The 15,461-nt window shown below is 68.5% G+C and carries 14 protein-coding genes; 4 read left to right on the forward strand and 10 right to left on the reverse strand.

The window, feature by feature from the left end; translation table 11 throughout:
• Nucleotides 1–12 precede the first annotated feature (12 nt).
• Nucleotides 13–2,133: a M13 family metallopeptidase gene (locus tag GDJ08_RS12295; RefSeq protein ID WP_153164944.1), complete on the forward strand. Its 2,121-nt coding sequence runs from the start codon at nt 13–15 to the stop codon at nt 2,131–2,133.
• 65 nt (nt 2,134–2,198) lie between these two features.
• Here GDJ08_RS12295 and GDJ08_RS12300 read toward each other — a convergent pair whose 3' ends face one another.
• Entirely contained in the window at nt 2,199–3,113 is a 915-nt protein-coding gene (locus GDJ08_RS12300) for an oxygenase MpaB family protein (RefSeq protein ID WP_153164945.1), read from the reverse strand.
• Nucleotides 3,114–3,422: 309 nt separating this feature from the next.
• On the opposite strand from GDJ08_RS12300, the gene GDJ08_RS12305 reads away from it, so the two are divergent.
• Nucleotides 3,423–4,037, forward strand: coding sequence for a hypothetical protein (locus GDJ08_RS12305; RefSeq protein WP_206147344.1), 615 nt, complete (start codon nt 3,423–3,425; stop codon nt 4,035–4,037).
• Nucleotides 4,038–4,077: 40 nt separating this feature from the next.
• Here the strand turns inward: GDJ08_RS12305 and GDJ08_RS12310 are convergent, their stop codons facing one another.
• From GDJ08_RS12310 to GDJ08_RS12345, 8 genes are all read right to left on the reverse strand, one after another.
• Nucleotides 4,078–4,422, reverse strand: a complete 345-nt coding sequence (locus GDJ08_RS12310; RefSeq protein WP_136003510.1) for a hypothetical protein — start codon at nt 4,420–4,422, stop codon at nt 4,078–4,080.
• Nucleotides 4,423–4,448: 26 nt separating this feature from the next.
• Nucleotides 4,449–5,222: a LytR/AlgR family response regulator transcription factor gene (locus GDJ08_RS12315; RefSeq protein WP_017356522.1), complete on the reverse strand. Its 774-nt coding sequence runs from the start codon at nt 5,220–5,222 to the stop codon at nt 4,449–4,451.
• Complete coding sequence (locus GDJ08_RS12320) at nt 5,212–6,471, reverse strand: sensor histidine kinase (protein WP_136003508.1); 1,260 nt, start codon at nt 6,469–6,471, stop codon at nt 5,212–5,214. The genes GDJ08_RS12315 and GDJ08_RS12320 overlap by 11 nt, the downstream gene beginning before the upstream one ends.
• Before the next feature lie 196 nt (nt 6,472–6,667).
• Nucleotides 6,668–8,317: a M28 family metallopeptidase gene (locus GDJ08_RS12325; RefSeq protein ID WP_153164946.1), complete on the reverse strand. Its 1,650-nt coding sequence runs from the start codon at nt 8,315–8,317 to the stop codon at nt 6,668–6,670.
• Nucleotides 8,318–8,387: 70 nt separating this feature from the next.
• Nucleotides 8,388–9,641: an RNA polymerase sigma factor gene (locus tag GDJ08_RS12330; protein WP_136003505.1), complete on the reverse strand. Its 1,254-nt coding sequence runs from the start codon at nt 9,639–9,641 to the stop codon at nt 8,388–8,390.
• A 49-nt stretch (nt 9,642–9,690) separates the two neighbouring features.
• Complete coding sequence (locus GDJ08_RS12335) at nt 9,691–10,098, reverse strand: VOC family protein (RefSeq protein WP_153164947.1); 408 nt, start codon at nt 10,096–10,098, stop codon at nt 9,691–9,693.
• A 22-nt stretch (nt 10,099–10,120) separates the two neighbouring features.
• Entirely contained in the window at nt 10,121–10,543 is a 423-nt protein-coding gene (locus tag GDJ08_RS12340) for a VOC family protein (RefSeq protein ID WP_153164948.1), read from the reverse strand.
• Between the two features lie 30 nt (nt 10,544–10,573).
• Complete coding sequence (locus GDJ08_RS12345; protein ID WP_026070933.1) at nt 10,574–10,993, reverse strand: YciI family protein; 420 nt, start codon at nt 10,991–10,993, stop codon at nt 10,574–10,576.
• A 325-nt stretch (nt 10,994–11,318) separates the two neighbouring features.
• On the opposite strand from GDJ08_RS12345, the gene GDJ08_RS12350 reads away from it, so the two are divergent.
• Nucleotides 11,319–11,693: a YciI family protein gene (locus GDJ08_RS12350; protein WP_017357123.1), complete on the forward strand. Its 375-nt coding sequence runs from the start codon at nt 11,319–11,321 to the stop codon at nt 11,691–11,693.
• 9 nt (nt 11,694–11,702) lie between these two features.
• On the opposite strand, the gene GDJ08_RS12355 is transcribed toward GDJ08_RS12350, so the two are convergent.
• On the reverse strand, nt 11,703–13,781 hold the full coding sequence (locus GDJ08_RS12355) for an NHL repeat-containing protein (protein ID WP_153164949.1): 2,079 nt from the start codon (nt 13,779–13,781) through the stop codon (nt 11,703–11,705).
• A gap of 149 nt (nt 13,782–13,930) precedes the next feature.
• Between GDJ08_RS12355 and GDJ08_RS12360 the strand changes: the two genes are divergently transcribed.
• Entirely contained in the window at nt 13,931–15,454 is a 1,524-nt protein-coding gene (locus tag GDJ08_RS12360) for a hypothetical protein (RefSeq protein WP_136003501.1), read from the forward strand.
• Nucleotides 15,455–15,461 lie beyond the last annotated feature (7 nt).

Here is a 15,461-nt window from a genome sequence, read left to right on the forward strand (position 1 = left end):
CTGAGAAGGTCCATGTCCAAGCTGCGCCGCCCCACCCTGATGCTCGCCATTGCCGCCAGCCTGTCGCTGAGCCTGGCTGCCTGCGACCGTGAACCGGCCGCACCGCCGGCCTCCCCCGCCACGGACACCGCCGCCGCGCCCGCCCCGGCCAAGCCGCAGCTGGGCAGCTTTGGTTTCGATATCGCCGGCATGGACCGCAGCCTCGCCGCAGGCGATGACTTCTTCGGCTTCGCCAACGGCACCTGGGTGAGGACCACCGAGATCCCCGCCGACCGCTCCAGCTATGGCAGTTTCAACGTCATCGCCGAAAAGACCCTGGCCGACACCCGCGCGATCCTCGAAGGCGCTGCCGCCGATGCCAAGGCCGAAGGCGAAGCCAGGCTGATCGGTGACTACTACGCGGCCTACATGGACGAAGCGGGCATCGAGTCGCGGGGCCTGGCCCCGGTGAAGCCCACCTTGGATGCCATCACCGCCGTTGCCGACAAATCCGCGCTGGCCACCACCCTGGGCGGCACCCTGCGCGCCGACGTCGACCTGCTGAACGCGACCAACTTCTACACCGACCGCCTGTTCGGCGTGTGGGTCTCGGTGGATCTGCTGCAGCCGGACCGCACCGCACCGTACCTGGTGCAGGGCGGCCTGGGCATGCCGGACCGCGACTTCTACCTGCAGGGCGGCCGCATGGCCGAACTGCGCAAGCAATACCAGGCCTACATCGCCCAGGTGCTGCAGCTTGCCGGCGTTGCCGATCCCGCCGGCAAGGCACAGCGCATCCTCGCCCTGGAAACGCGGATCGCCCAGGCGCACGCCACCCAGGAAGAAACCAACGATGTGGCCAAGGGCGCCAACGCCTGGACGCAGGCCGACCTGAGCGCCAAGGCGCCGGGCATGGACTGGAGCGCATTCCTGGCCGGCGCCAGTCTGGGCGGGCAGCAGGACTTCATCGTGTGGCAGCCCAAGGCCGTGGCGGGCATCTCGCGCCTGGTCGCCACCGAGCCTCTGGAAGTGTGGAAGGACTATCTCGCCTTCCATGCCCTGGATCGCGCCGCGCCTTACCTGCCGAAGGCATTCGCCGACGCGCGCTTCGCCTTCCACGGCACCGCGCTGAACGGCACCCCGCAGCAGAGCGAGCGCTGGAAACGCGCGGTGGACGACAGCAACCACGCCGTCGGCGAAGCGATCGGCAAGCTGTACGTCGAGCGTCACTTCGACCCGGCCACCAAGGCACGCGCCGACGAGATGGCCAGGAACATCATCGCCGCCTTCGCCAAGCGGATCGATGCGCTGGCATGGATGTCGCCGCAGACCAAGGCCCGCGCCAAGGCCAAGGTTGCCGGGCTTACCGTGGGCATGGGCTACCCGGACACCTGGCGCGATTACAGCGGGCTGGAGGTCAAGCGCGACGATGCGCTGGGCAATGCCGCGCGTGCGGAGCTGTTCGAGTACCAGCGCAACATCGCCAAGCTGGGCAAGCCGGTGGACCACACCGAGTGGGCGATGCTGCCGCAGACCATCAATGCGATGAACGTGCCGCTGGAGAACCGCCTGGTGTTCCCGGCCGCGATCCTGCAGCCGCCGTTCTTCGACGGGGCCGCCGACGACGCGGTGAACTACGGCGCGATCGGCGCGGTGATCGGCCACGAGATCAGCCACGGCTTCGACAACGCCGGTGCGCTGTTCGACGAAACCGGCAAGCTGGACAACTGGTGGACTGCCGATGACCTCAAGCAGTTCAACGCCGCCGGCGACGCGTTGGCCGCGCAGTTCAGCAGCTACCAGCCCTTCCCGGGTGTGTCGGTCAACGGGCGCCTGACGCTGGGCGAAAACATCGCCGACGTGGCCGGTCTGGCCACCGCCTACGATGCCTACCAGCTCTCGCTGCAGGGCAAGCCGGCACAGACGCTGGAAGGCTTCACGCCGGACCAGCGCTTCTTCCTCGGGTTCGCCCAGGCCTGGCGCAGCAAGGCCCGCGAGCAGGCGCTGCGCAACGCGCTGCTGACCAACGTGCATGCCCCCGGCCAGTTCCGCGCGCTCACTGTGCGCAACCTGGACGCGTGGTACCCGGCGTTCGACGTCAAGGAAGGCCAGAAGCTGTACCTGGCCCCGGACAAGCGGGTCAAAGTGTGGTGATCATCGCGGTGCGATGATCGGAAAACGGGCGCTTCGGCGCCCGTTTTTTTATGCGCGCCACTCTGTCACCACCTCGTGAGCACGCTGGCCGGCACACCGACGCGGGCGCAGGCGCGGGTGGCCACACCATCCGGCAGCGCGCGGCGGAACAGCGGCGCCATGCCACGCAACAGGCGGGCCGAGGTCTGCGCCTGCGCCCGTTGCAGCGCAGTGCGTTCCAGCATCGACACCGCCCACGGCGGCAGCAACGCGGCGCCCGCACCGAGGAACAGATCACGCGACAGCCCCGCCATCGGCACCGGCAGTCGGATGCCGGCGAGCACCGCCAGCACCTCGCGCGAGCGCGCATCGAAGCGCAACCGCGGCAGCTCCCGCACGAAGTACGCCGCCACCTCCGCTTCCGAGGCCGGCACTGCGGTCGCCCCCAATGCCTCCGCCACGCGGCGGTACTCGTCGTAATAGCGGTCGGCAACCGACGCCGGTACCTCACGGCAATAGCGGCGGCAGCCCTGCAGGAAGCCGTACGCCTCGGTGACGTGAACCCAGGTCAGCAGATCCGGATCGTCGGCGGCGTAGGCCTGCCCGTCCGGGGTATGCCCGCGCACCTGCGCATGAATGCGTTTGACCCGGGCAACCAGCGTCTCCACTTCGCCGGCGGGGGCATAGCTCGTGCCCGCCACGAAAGCGGTGGTGCGGCGCAGCCGGCCGACCAGGTCGCCGCGGAAGTTGGAGTGGTCGTACACCCCCGCCAGGGCCAACGGGTGCAGGGTCTGCAGCATCAGTGCGCACAGGCCGCCGGCGAGCATCCCGGGCAGCTCCGCATGCACGCGCCAGGTGGCGCTGTCCGGGCCAAACCAGCCCGGATCGCCCTGCGGATGGTCGTAGTCGATGTTGCTCTGGCCGCGCGGGAACGCGTCCAGGACCCAGCGTCGGATGGGCGCCGCAATGGGGCGGGAGAGACGGTTGAGCAGCGGCGGCATCGCAGGTCCGGTCGGCGGGAGAAACGACCGCTGGCTGCGCGGTCGGCCTCGATTCTGGCCGATCCCGGCCGGGGCGGCGACCCACCCCGGTCACGGCGCGTTTCATGTGCACCCGCAACATGAATCACCCTGCGACATCTTGTCGCAGGCTGCGCGCGCAATGATGCACTGCATCACGCCACCCGCATTCAGAAAAACGGTCGGCCGCCCTTCGCGTTCTCCCCATTGCACCGTCCGCTGGAAGTGCTAGAACTGAATCCGCCTCAAGTTCGTCCAATGCGCTGCCGCACGTTCCAGAAGGAGCACGTCATGATCGCTTTGTTCAAGGGTTTGGGTTTGCTGTTGCAGGACAACGAGCTGTACAACAGCCCGTTCGAAAAACAGGTCGCGCATTGGCGTAACAAGAGCGAGCAGCAGATCCGCGAGGAAGTGGCCGTGCTCGCCAAGGCCAAGGGTCAATGGCTGATGGCTTCGATCGTCGGGTGGCAGGCGTCCTCGCTGCTCATCCTCGGCCTGATCAGCAACTACCTGTGGAAGGACGACTTCCATATCACCTTCACCCGCGTGGTGATCGTGTTCGGTTCCTGGGTCTCGATCCTGTTCGTGATCTGGTTCATGGCCAACATGTTCGACCACAAGGCCGGTTTCGAGCGCTGGATGAAGGCGTTCAACAGCCGCGAGCGGATCACCGCCGATGCCGACAGCGTCGAGTGCGTGGCCGATGCGCTGGAGATGGCCCAGCACTATCCGGAAGTGCTCAACTACAAGCAGGTCGTCAGCGCGCGGCGCGAGCTGCGCCACGAAGACATCCGCATCATGCGCGAGATCGGCCGGATGCATCAGCATTCCGAGCTGGTTGGCCGCCTCAATCATGTCGGCGAGCAGGACCCCGGCAACAATCTGCACCTGCAGCCGGCCTTCTGACCGGCCCGTGAAGTTGGGGGGAGCCACGATGCCACCGTGATCAGTCACGGTGGCATCGTTCTTTGCGGACCTCGCTGACGCACAGCTTGAAACCGGTCGGCAGGTCGGGCATCGCCCGGGTCTGCCCCACCGCCACCGCGAACTGCTGCAGTGGCGGCTGCGCGCACGCCGCCTCCAGCGTACAGCGCGGATCCAGCACCAGGTAGTGGCATTGCCCGCTGCGGCTGGCAATGCACGCGAAGCGCGCAACGCCATCCACGACCGTGGTGCGGCTGTACAGCGTATCCACCCCGTTGGCGCTGACGCGGGTGACGGAGGTGTTGCCGGACTGCTGGCAGGCCGCGAGGAGCAGCAGACAGGCAGCGGCAAGAGCGGGCGTACGCATACGGGACGACTCCGTGCGGGAGCGGCTTACATGCCGCGGAACAGGCTCATGAACGGTTGGCTGACGTTGAGGATCTCCGGCCGGCATTTCAGCCGCAGCTGGCCCCGTCCGGTGTCATCACGGCTCACCGCCGCCACCGCCTGCATGTTGACGATGGTGGAACGGTGGACCTGACGGAAGCGCTGCGGATCCAGCACCTCCAGCAACTCGCGCAGCGGCGTGCGCAGCAGGCTTTCGCCCTGCGCGGTGACCACCGTGGTGTATTTGCTGTCGGCGCGGAAGTACACCACGTCCTCCAGCATGATCAGGTGAGTATCGCGGCCGTTGCTGGCGGTGATCCAGGCCAGCGGCGGGGCCGTGGACCGTGCCGCCGGCTGCTGGCCCAGCCGCTGCAGCAGCTGTTCCAGCATCGCACTGTCCGGGCGCCCGGCCTGCATGCGGGTGAGGATGCGCTCGCGCGTGGCCAGCAGGCGCTCGTCGCTGACCGGCTTGAGCAGGTAGTCCACCGCGCCCTGCTCGAACGCATCGATGGCGTACTGGTCATAGGCGGTCACGAACACCACCTGGGTGCGCGGGCTGATCTCGGGCAGCGCGCGCGCCACCTCGATACCGCTGATGCCGGGCATGCGGATGTCCAGCAGCGCCAGGTCCGGCTTGAGCTCCGCCAACCGCTCCAGCGCGCTGGCGCCGTCTTCGCATTCGGCCACCAGCCGCAGGTCCGGCCACAGGCGTTGCAACTGGCTGACCAATGACTGGCGCAGCAGGTCTTCGTCTTCGGCGATGAGGGCATCAAGCTGCATGGATTGCCTCGCGTGCGTCATACGGCAGGGTGATGGTGGCCGCCACGCCGCTGGGGAAGTTGGCCACGATCGCGACACCGGCGTGTTCACCGCAGGTCAGGCGCAGGCGCTCGCGCAGGTTCTTCAGCCCGATGCCGGTGCCACTGGTGGTGTGGCCGAAGCCCAATCCGTCGTCGGCCACGGTCAGGGTGACATGGTCATCGAAGGCACGCGCGATGATCCATACCGTGCCGCCGCCGGGCTTGGGTTCCAGGCCGTGCTTGATGGCGTTCTCCACCAGGGTCTGCAGCGCCATCGACGGCAGCGGCAGCACGTTCAGTGCCGGCGGCACGTCCACCTGCAGCAGCAGGCGTGCGCCCATGCGGATCTTCAGGATCTCCAGGTACGCCTGGGTACGCTCCAGTTCCACGCCCAGCGTGGACATCGACTCGTCCACGCGGGGCAGCGAGCTGCGCAGGTACTGGATCAGGTGGCCCAGCATCTGGTCCGCGCGCGGCGGATCGGTGCGGGTCAACACCTGGGCGTTGGCCAGCGTGTTGTAGAGGAAATGCGGTTCCACCTGCGCGTGCAGCAGGTTCAACCGCGCCACGCTCAGTTCCTTCTCGGTGGCGGTCTGCGCGGCGGCGGCCTGTTCGTCGCGGCGCTGCTCGGCGACGCGGCGGGTAATCGCACGCCCGACTGCTTCGGCGTTCTCGTAGTTGCTGCCTTCATCGACAGCGAGCAGGTCGGCCCACACACCGGCGTCGGGTTCGAACAGCAGGGTCACGCTGCTGGTGCCCTGCCCCGGCGTGACGGTGGCCAGTACGCTGTTGCGCTTGATCGCCAGGCGCGCGGGCAGATTCCAGCGCGACGGCGGGCGGCCGTTGTAGGGGTCGACACGGCGCACGTAGGCGCGCACCTGAAGGCTGCCGGCAGCGCTCTCCATGTCTTCCACGCGGGGCAGCTCGGCCAGCGCCGCCTCGACCAGCGCAAAGGCCGGGCCGGCATCCATCGGCAGTTCGATCTGCCGGCGCTGTCGGCTGGACAGGGTGGTGCCGTCCAGGCGTCCGGCCACCAGCCACACCCGGCGGATGTGGGTGATGCAGCTGCCCAGAGCGGTCACCATCAGGAACATCGCCAGCAGCCCGAACACCCAGCCAGGGCCGTCGCGCATGCCGCTGAAGATGCCACTCCAGACGAAGCCGGCCACGATGACCGCGGCGGTCCAGGCCAACAGAATGCGGACGATCAGAGCGAGACTGGCAAGCACGGCGGCGTTTCCGGCAAAGGGGTGAAGCGAGCATAGCCCTGCCGCCCGCAAGGACAAGCCGCATGCGACGAAGCCGGGAATCGGGAGGATGAAGCGGGATCAGCCGGGTCTGGCTGTCGGAACGGTTGCCACGACAGCCGACCTGCGGCCGGCCTGCCGGGATGCCCCGCCGGCGGGACCGGCGGGGCGTGCAGCGTTACTTGCGCTCGGCCGCGCTGGCGTCACGCGGGGCGCGGAACTGCGAATCGGCGCTCCAGTTCGGCCAGGCGTTCGAGTTGGCCAACTGGTTGCCCAGCGTGTACAGCACTTCCAGATCGCGTGCCGCGCCGGCAAAGGTCCAGTCCGGCTGCCATTCGTCGCCCTGCTGGTGGTAGCGCTTGGCGGTGTAATCGTCGGAGGCCTTCTTGCCGGCCGCCACACCCCCGTCCACCCAGTCCTGGCCCGCCGAGTACGACACCGCCGGCACACCGCGCTTGGCGAACGGGAAATGATCGGAACGGAAGAACAGGCCGGCTTCCGGCTTGGGATCGGGGGTGTAGCGGATATCCCAGCCCTTGGCCACGTCCTTGAGCTGGTCCAGCAGTTCCAGCTTGGCCGAGCCGTAGATGCCGAAATCGCGCGACGGACTGAACGGCGCCATCCCGTCCATGTTGATCACCGCCACCGTCTTGGCCAGCGGGTACAGCGGATGGCTGGCGTAGTACTCCGAGCCCAGCAGGCCCTTTTCTTCGGCGGTCACCGCCAGGAACAGCACCGAGCGCTCCGGGCGCTTGCCCTTGGCGAAGCCGCGCGCCAGCTCGATCAGCGAGGCGGTGCCGCTGGCGTTGTCCAGCGCGCCGTTGAAGATGGTGTCGCCGTTGGCATCGGGCTTGCCCACACCGATGTGATCCCAGTGCGCGCTGTAGACCACGGTCTCGTCCGGGCGCGTGCTGCCTTCCAGGCGGGCGGCCACGTTGTGCGAGGTGATCACCTCGGTCTTGACCGCGTAATTTGCCGAGAAGGTTTCACCCTTCAGTTCCACCGGCTTGAAGTCGCGGGTCTGCGCCTGCTTCTTGAGCGCCTCGAAATCCAGGCCGGAACGCTTGAACAGTTCGACCGCCAGATCGCGCTGGATCCAGCCTTCCAGCAGCGGATGCGCCTCGGCCGGCCTGTCGCGGACCACATCGAACATGGTGTTGGTGTTGGAGCCGGCCACGGTCGCCCAGCCGTACGACGCCGGTGCGGTCTCGTGCACGATCAGCACGCCGAGCGCGCCCTGGCGTGCGCCTTCCTCGTACTTGTAGGTCCAGCGGCCGTAATAGGTCATGCCCTTGCCGTCGAAATCGCCCTGACCGGTCTCGAAGTCGGGATCGTTGATCAGCACCACGGCGATCTTGCCCTTCAGGTCGACGCCCTTGAAGTCGTCCCAGTTGCGCTCATCGGCCTTGACGCCGTAGCCGAGGAAGACCAGCGGCGCGTTGCGGATATCCACTTCGCTGGCGCCGTTCATGGCCGCGCGCACGGCGATTTCCTTGCCCTGGCTGAGGGCCTGCGGCGTGCCCTTGCTGCTCAGCGACAGGGTCGGGGTACCCACAATATCGCCCTTGAGCAGCGGCACGGCCTGGGTCCACAGGCGCTTGCCGTCCTTGAGGTCGCCGCCCGGCTGCAGGCCGGCCGCAGCGAACTGCCTGCTCAGGAACGCGACGGTTTTTTCTTCACCGGCGGTGGCCGGCGAGCGGCCCTCATAGGCGTCCGATGCCAGTTCCTTGACGTCGGCGGAGATCCGCGCGCCATCGAATTTGGGGGTGGCCGCCATCAGGGCCGACGACACCGACAACGCCAACAGGCTGATTACCACTCGCTTCACGCTGCACCTCAGTACGGGACGACAATCGCCCGAGTGTAGGACAGCCGACGCGGTTTGCGGCAGTGCCGGTCTACAGGGCGGCCGCGCGTGCGAGCAGCAGGTCTTTTTCGCGCGCATTGGCGGTCAACGCGGCGGCTTCCTCGAACGCCGCCCGCGCTTCGGCCGGGCGCCCCAGCTGCTGCAGCACATCGCCACGCACCGCCGCCAGCGGCACGTAGCCACGCAGGCGTGGATCGTCCTGCAGCGGTTGCAGCAGCGCCCAGGCCGCCTCGGCACCGTCCGCGCGCGCCACCGCCACCACCCGGTTGAGCTCCACCACCGGAGAGGGATGATGATGGGCAAGCGTGGCGTACAACGCGGCCAGACGCGGCCAGTCGGTGTCCTGCGCGCGTCGCGCGCCGGCGTGGCACTCGGCGATGGCCGCCTGCAGCACGTACGCGTCAGTGCTGCCACCCAGTGCCTGCGCCTGCCGCAGTGCCGCCTGGCCGCGCGCGATCTGCAGCCAGTCCCAGCGCGTGCGGTCCTGGTCGGGCAGCAGGACCGGACGACCCTCGGCCGTGGTCCGTGCGGCGGTACGCGACGCCTGCAGCTCCATCAGCGCCAGCAGGCCGTGCACCTGCGGCCAGGTGGGCAGGCGATGCGCCAGCACCCGCCCCAGGCGCAGCGCTTCCTCGCACAGCGCCGGCCGCATCCAGTCATCGCCGGCGCTTGCCGTGTAACCCTCGTTGAAGATCAGATAGACCGCTTCCAGCACCGACGCCAGCCGCTCGGGCAAGGCAGCCTGCCGGGGCACTTCGAACGGCACCTGCTTCTGCGCGAGGGTGCGCTTGGCCCGCACGATGCGCTGGGCGATGGTCGGCTCGGGGGTGAGGAAGGCGCGGGCGATTTCATCGGTGGTCAGGCCACCCAGCAGGCGCAGGGTCAGCGCCACCCGTGCATCGGCGGCGAGGACCGGGTGGCAGGCCACGAACATCAGCCGCAGCAGGTCATCGCCGATGTCATCTTCCAGCGCGGCGGTGTCATCCGGTGCGGGCAGCGGCTGAGGTTCCAGCGCGCTGCCCCACTGTGCATGCTGGCCCGCCACCCGCTGGTGCTGGCGCAGGACGTCGATGGCGCGGTTGCGCGCGGTGGTCATCAGCCACGCTCCGGGGTTGTCTGGAACGCCCTGCTGCGGCCAGCGCTCCAGCGCGGCCAGCCAGGTGTCCTGGGCCAGTTCTTCGGCACGCCCCACATCGCCGCCCAGCATCCGGGTCAGGCGTGCGATCAGGGCCGGCGCTTCCATGCGCCAGAGGGTGTCCAGCCGGTGCGTCAGAGCAGTGTCCATGCCGCCGATCAGAGCATCGCCCCGCGCATCGCACAAGCCACCGGGCGGCTCATCCCGGCTGGCCCTCCATGTACGCGACCTCCCACAGGTGACCGTCGAGGTCCTGGAAGCCACGCTGGTACATGAAGCCGTAGTCACGTGCCGGTTGCGGTTCGCTGGCGCCGGCCTTGAGTGCCTTGTCCAACGTGGCGTCCACCGCCGCGCGGCTGGGTGCGGACAGCGCGGTGATCACCTCGGTCTGCGCGCGCGCGTCACTGATCGGCTTGTGGGTGAACTGGGTGAAGAACGACTCCACCAGCAGCATGACGAAGATGCTGTCGCTCACCACCATGCACGCGGCGTTGTCATCGGTGAAGGTGGGGTTGAAGGTGTAGCCCAGCGCGGCGAAGAAGGCCTTGGAGGCCTCCAGGTCGCGCACCGGCAGGTTGACGAAGATCATCTGCGACGAATCGGTCATGGTCGGTATCCTTGGTGGGAGATCAGGGTTGTTTCATGCAGTTGACCATCCACGGCTTGCCGTAGCGGTCGATCAGGAAACCCCAGCGATGCGCCCAGAAGGTCTCGCCGATCGGCATCCTGACCTCGCCGCCCTCGGCCAGGGCCGCGAACACGCGCTCGGCTTCGTCCACCGACGCGACGTCGATGTTGATGGTCGTGCTGCCCTCACCCGCGCCCGACGGACTGTCGGCGGCCATCAGGATGGCCTGGCCTACCTCGAGCTGGCTGTGCGCCACGTGGTCCAGGGTCTCCGGCGGCATCTCGCCGCAGCCGTCGGTGTTCTCCATCGGCGGCATGTCGCGGTACTTCATTTCCGAGGTGACCTTGCCGTTGAGAGCCTTGGCGTAGAAGGCCATCGCCTCATGGGTCTGGCCGTTGAAGCTCAGGAACGGAATCAGTTTCATGGGAATGCTCCAGGGGATGCGGGGGGATGGTCAGCCGGCGTTGCCGATCTGGTCGCGCAGACGCTGTTCCTGCGCCTGTAATTCAGGAGTGAAGGCCGCACCGAAATCCTCGGCACTGAGAACAGGCCGCAGCTCGACGACATCGCCGGCGGCGAACGGGGCGCGGGTGAGCCATTCGGTGGCCTCGTCCAGCGAGCGCACCTGCCACAGCCAGAATCCACAGACCAGTTCGCGGGTTTCAGCGAACGGGCCGTCGATGACCCGTGGCGCATCGGTGCCAAAGGCGACGCGCCGGGCGCGCGAGGTGGGGTGCAGGCCCTCCCCGGCCAGCATGATGCCGGCCTGCACCAACTGTTCGTTGTAAGCGCCCATCGCGCGGATCTCCTCCTCGGTCGGCATCTGACCGGCTTCGGTCGCCGCGCTCGCCTTGACCAGTACCATCACTTTCATCGGTGTCTCCTTCGGTGCGGGTCCGGTTGGCGGGCCCTTCATGGATACAACGTCGCAGCGGGGCGGAAATCGACACGTCGGCGAAAAGAAATTCGTCTTTCCTTTCCCTCCGCCTGTTCAGGCCATTGCCGACAGCGGGAGGGCGTCCTGGTCCAAGGGCCGTTGCGGATAGCGCCTGATGTCTCCGCCCGCGCTGCCGCAGCTTGCGGGGCCTCTTGGCAACCGGCGCTCGAGCGGCCGGGCGCGGCATCCGCTGCGGCGCTGCAACACGGCCGTTGCGGCGTCTGGGGCATCATGGACACCCCCTGCCGACACGGACCCGGCCATGCAGTTCCTGCTGCTGATCTATATCGACGAAAGCCTGCTGCAGGCCCTGCCCGGCGAGGAGTACGATCGCCTGATGCACGACTGCCTGCAGCATGCCGATGCCCTGCAGGCCGAGGGCACGCTGGTGCTGGCACAGAAGCTCGAACCGGTTGCCAGCGCGCAGACGGTTCGCGTGCGCCAGGGCCAGTCGCGGATCACCGACGGCCCCTTCGCTGAAACCCGCGAACTGCTGGCCGGCTTCAACCTGATCAACGCCCCCGACCGCGACGCGGCGATGCGCATCGCCCAGCAGTTCCCGTGGTCACGCTTCGGCAGCATCGAAGTGCGGCCGCTGGCGGACATGGACGCCGAGCGCGAGCGCGTCGGCGCCTGAGATGCCAGCTCAGGGCAGCAGCGTGATCTTCAGGTCGCGCGGGCCGGTCGCCTCGTTGCCGCTGTAGTCGCGCGCACTGCCACGGATCACGTAGTCGCCCGCCGGCAGCGCATCGGCCTGCCAGCGTCCGGTCTCCACCAGCCCGTCGCGGACGGTATTGGTGACCAGGTAGCGGAAGCGGGTCACCGCACTGCCATGCACGGTGATGCCGCTGTCCGGTGCATAGGCCACCACGGTGGCACTGTCCTGCGGCGGCATGCGGTTGAACACGATGTTGAAGCGGGGCTGCTCGTAGCCCGGCAGGGGGTGTCCCTGCGCGTCGAGAATCTGGTAGCCGACCTGGTACAGGCCCAACCGGCGCCGTGGCAGGTTGCGGTCCACCTGGTCCCACGCCTCCACCACGATCTGCACGCCCGGCCCCTGCCGTGGCACTGCCACGCGACCGTCGGCACCGGCGGCGAGCGGCTGCTCCAGATCATCCAGCAGGCTCACCGCCGTCATGCGCGGAGCCACCGTATCGGCATAGTGGACAAATCCCAGCGCCACGGCATTACGTTCGAACCCGCTGGCGCCCACGCTCAGGTGCACATGCGCCATGCGATTGATGCTGCCCAGCGGTTCGCCCGCCTGGAAGCGCGTGCCGCGCCGCACGCGGATGCGTTCCAGGTTGCCGTCCGCATCCCGCAACTGCTGCCAGCGCGCATCCAGCGGGCGGTCGCGCGGATCGCGCCCGACCTTCATGTGGATGTATTTGAGCGTGTCCAGCGCCAGACCTTCGCCCTGCCCACCCACTGCCCAGCTTGCGGCCGGGCTGCTGACCTTGGCGTCGGCAATCGCCAGCACCGGCTGGCCCACATCGCCACGGATATCGAAACCGCCGTGCAGGTGGTGGCGGCTCTCGCCACTGAAGTTGCCGCGTACTTCGCCCAGCGTGCCCACCACTTCGTGCCAGCCATCCTGCGGGGCGAGCGGCCAGCGCCCGCCGGTGGCCGGCAACGGCGCGTCCGGCGCAGGACCGACCAGGGCCGGTGGCGCGACCTTCCCCTCTCCCAGCGCACGCAGCCGGTGTACGCGGTAGGCGGCCGCATCGGCGAGATACAGCCCCCCCTCGGCGTCCAGCGCCAGCGCGGTCGGGCGTGCAAAGCGCGGCTGCGGCGGAACACCGGCCAGCGCAAGCTGATGGCCGTGTGCCGAGATCTGCACCACCCTGCCGTTGATGTCGCTGGCGTAGATCACCCCGTCATGGGTCACCGCCATCGACAACGGGCCACTGAGCAGGCCGCCGCTGGCGACGCGGGTGGTCAGCGTGCCATCCGGGGCAAGCTGGCGGATCGCATTGTTGAAAAGATCGGCGATCAGCAGGTTGCCCTGCCCATCCAATGTCAGCGACACCGGCGTATCCAGCCGTGCACCGATGCCGGCGCCGTCGATGTGACCGGGCACCTCGCCACCGGCCAGCGTGCGCACCTGGCCGTCGGTCTCGATCACACGGATGCGGTCGTTGTAGGTGTCGGCCACGAACACGCGGCCACCGGCATCCACCGCCACGCCCATCGGCGCATCGAAGCGGGCCTGGCCCGCCGGGCCGTCGCGGAAGCCACGCTGGCCATCGCCCGCCAATGTGCTGACCGTGCCATCGCGGCCGATGCGCCGGATCGCATGGTTGCCGGTGTCGGCCACGTACACCGTGCCAGCGGCGTCCAGCGCGATCGCCGACGGCGTGTGGAACTGTGCCTGCAGCGCCGGGCCGTCGCGCCAGCCTTCCCCCTGACCCGCCAATGTGTCCACGCGACCATCCGGATGGATGCGGCGAATGCGGTTGTTGTCACCGGCATCGGCAACGTACACCACGCCCTGCGCATCGACCGCCATCCCGTTCGGATCGGCGAAGCGGGCCTGCATGCCCGCACCTTCGCGCTGGCCGGCGACACCGTCGCCGGCCAGCGCCTCGATCCGCGCCGTCCAGCCCAGCACGGTGGGCGGCGGACCCGGCGGAGGCGCGGGCGGCGCGGGCGCGTCCAGAAAGGTCCACGCCAGCAGCGCGGCCGTGACCACGGCGATTCCTGCTGCCCAGTACGCACGCGCCATGCCGCTTCCTGTCTGATGTCGGGGCCACGACGATAGTCGCTCCACGCGCGCATGCAAACCCGCCGCATCGTCAGTGGCGCACACGCGCGACTTGTGCCGATCGGCCATCCCGGGTTCAATCCCTGTTGTTGCCACGGAAGGACCCCACCATGCCCCTGCGTCGTCATGCTCTTGCACTGCTGCTCGCGTTGGCGGCCAGCAGCGCTGCGTCGGCCGCCATCAGCGTTGCCTCCGACACACCGCTCAATGCGGATGCACAGCGTCTGGTCGATTCGGTAGCCGAGGCGATCATGCAGTCCGATCGCGGCGACACGCTCGGCGCAATGATCGTGTTCGAGCGCGTGCTCGCCGACCCGGCACTGTCCCAGGTGCCGGCAGATGCGCGTCAGGATGCCTGGGTGGCGGCCGGCATGACCGCGCTGAAGAGCGGGCAGCAGGCCGATGCCGAGCGCTACCTGCGCACGGCGCTGGCCGCGCGCGACGACGATCCCCGTGCCGTGTACCTGCTCGGCCGCCTGCAGGTGCAGCAGCAGAAGCCGCGCGATGCCGCCCTCAGCCTGGCCCGTTCGCTGCAGCTTACCGACCGCTTCAACGACGATATCGACGTCGATCTGATCGGCTATCTGCTGCATCAGCTGAAAGACGATCCCGCCACCCGCCGTACCCTGCTGCAGGCGCTGTTCGATCGCAAATGGCAGAACAAGGGGACGGAGCCGGCACGCCTGTGGCGCTCGCTGGCCACGCTGCAGGCCGAGGCCGGCGAGCAGGATCGGCTGGCCGACACCATCGCGCGCATCGATGACCCGGTCCAGCTGATCGCGCTGCGCAGCGACAAGCGGTTCGACCGGGTCGTTGACCGCGCCAGCCCACGCTTCGATCCGGCGCTGGCGGCACGGCGCCATACCGACGCCCTGCGCGTGGCCGCACTGCTGCGGCCCGAGGAAGGTGTCCTGCCGGTGCGCATGGCCGACACCCTGCTGATGACCGGCGACAACGCTGCCGTGATCGCCATGACCGACAGCATCGCCGCATCGGTACAGGCGCAGGACCCGACGGCGCAGCGCACTTACGAAGGCGCCGACAACCTGGCGTGGCTGCTGTCCTACCGTGCAGGCGCGCAGCGGCGTCTGGGCGAGATGGACGCGGCGTTGGCCACTCAGACGCAGGCCCTGCGGTTCCACGATTCAGACGCACCCAACACGGTTCAGCACCTGCTGCTCGCTGGCTGGCAGATGTCGCTGCAGCGACCGCAGCAGGGCCTGGATACCCTGGCAGTGCTGCCGGCGGAGCTGGGCTTCTGGGAGTTCGGACGCCATTGGCTGCGCCTGATTGCGTTCCGCCAGCTGGACGACCGCACCCAGGGCGATGCCGCACGCGACTGGCTGCTGGGCCATCCCGACGACGCCGACCTGATCCTGCTCGACGTCCTGCTTGAAGAGAATCGCATGGACGAGGCGGCGGCCCGCCTGATCGCCAAGCTGCGCGCCCCGGAGGAGCGCGGCGATGCGCTGGTGTCGCTGCAGAACTACCGCACCTTGCCGTCGTTGCCCGGCGATGCCGTGCGCGACCAGCGCTGGCGCCAGCTCAAGCAGCGTGCCGACGTGCGTGCCGCGGTGCAGGCGGTTGGCCGTATCGAACGCGTTGACCTGTTTGGTTCCAACCCGACCCGCTGAGCGGTGC

This window comes from Stenotrophomonas nematodicola (assembly GCF_009467805.1).
Classification (GTDB): Bacteria; Pseudomonadota; Gammaproteobacteria; order Xanthomonadales; family Xanthomonadaceae; genus Stenotrophomonas; species Stenotrophomonas nematodicola.

What these genes read in the sequence shown, in the direction of transcription:
- GDJ08_RS12295 (WP_153164944.1), top strand. Translation starts at nt 13, where the DNA reads ATGTCCAAGCTGCGCCGCCCCACCCTGATGCTCGCCATTGCCGCCAGC.
- GDJ08_RS12300 (WP_153164945.1), bottom strand. Translation starts at nt 3,113, where the DNA reads ATGCCGCCGCTGCTCAACCGTCTCTCCCGCCCCATTGCGGCGCCCATC.
- GDJ08_RS12305 (WP_206147344.1), top strand. Translation starts at nt 3,423, where the DNA reads ATGATCGCTTTGTTCAAGGGTTTGGGTTTGCTGTTGCAGGACAACGAG.
- GDJ08_RS12310 (WP_136003510.1), bottom strand. Translation starts at nt 4,422, where the DNA reads ATGCGTACGCCCGCTCTTGCCGCTGCCTGTCTGCTGCTCCTCGCGGCC.
- GDJ08_RS12315 (WP_017356522.1), bottom strand. Translation starts at nt 5,222, where the DNA reads ATGCAGCTTGATGCCCTCATCGCCGAAGACGAAGACCTGCTGCGCCAG.
- GDJ08_RS12330 (WP_136003505.1), bottom strand. Translation starts at nt 9,641, where the DNA reads ATGGACACTGCTCTGACGCACCGGCTGGACACCCTCTGGCGCATGGAA.
- GDJ08_RS12335 (WP_153164947.1), bottom strand. Translation starts at nt 10,098, where the DNA reads ATGACCGATTCGTCGCAGATGATCTTCGTCAACCTGCCGGTGCGCGAC.
- GDJ08_RS12340 (WP_153164948.1), bottom strand. Translation starts at nt 10,543, where the DNA reads ATGAAACTGATTCCGTTCCTGAGCTTCAACGGCCAGACCCATGAGGCG.
- GDJ08_RS12345 (WP_026070933.1), bottom strand. Translation starts at nt 10,993, where the DNA reads ATGAAAGTGATGGTACTGGTCAAGGCGAGCGCGGCGACCGAAGCCGGT.
- GDJ08_RS12350 (WP_017357123.1), top strand. Translation starts at nt 11,319, where the DNA reads ATGCAGTTCCTGCTGCTGATCTATATCGACGAAAGCCTGCTGCAGGCC.
- GDJ08_RS12355 (WP_153164949.1), bottom strand. Translation starts at nt 13,781, where the DNA reads ATGGCGCGTGCGTACTGGGCAGCAGGAATCGCCGTGGTCACGGCCGCG.
- GDJ08_RS12360 (WP_136003501.1), top strand. Translation starts at nt 13,931, where the DNA reads ATGCCCCTGCGTCGTCATGCTCTTGCACTGCTGCTCGCGTTGGCGGCC.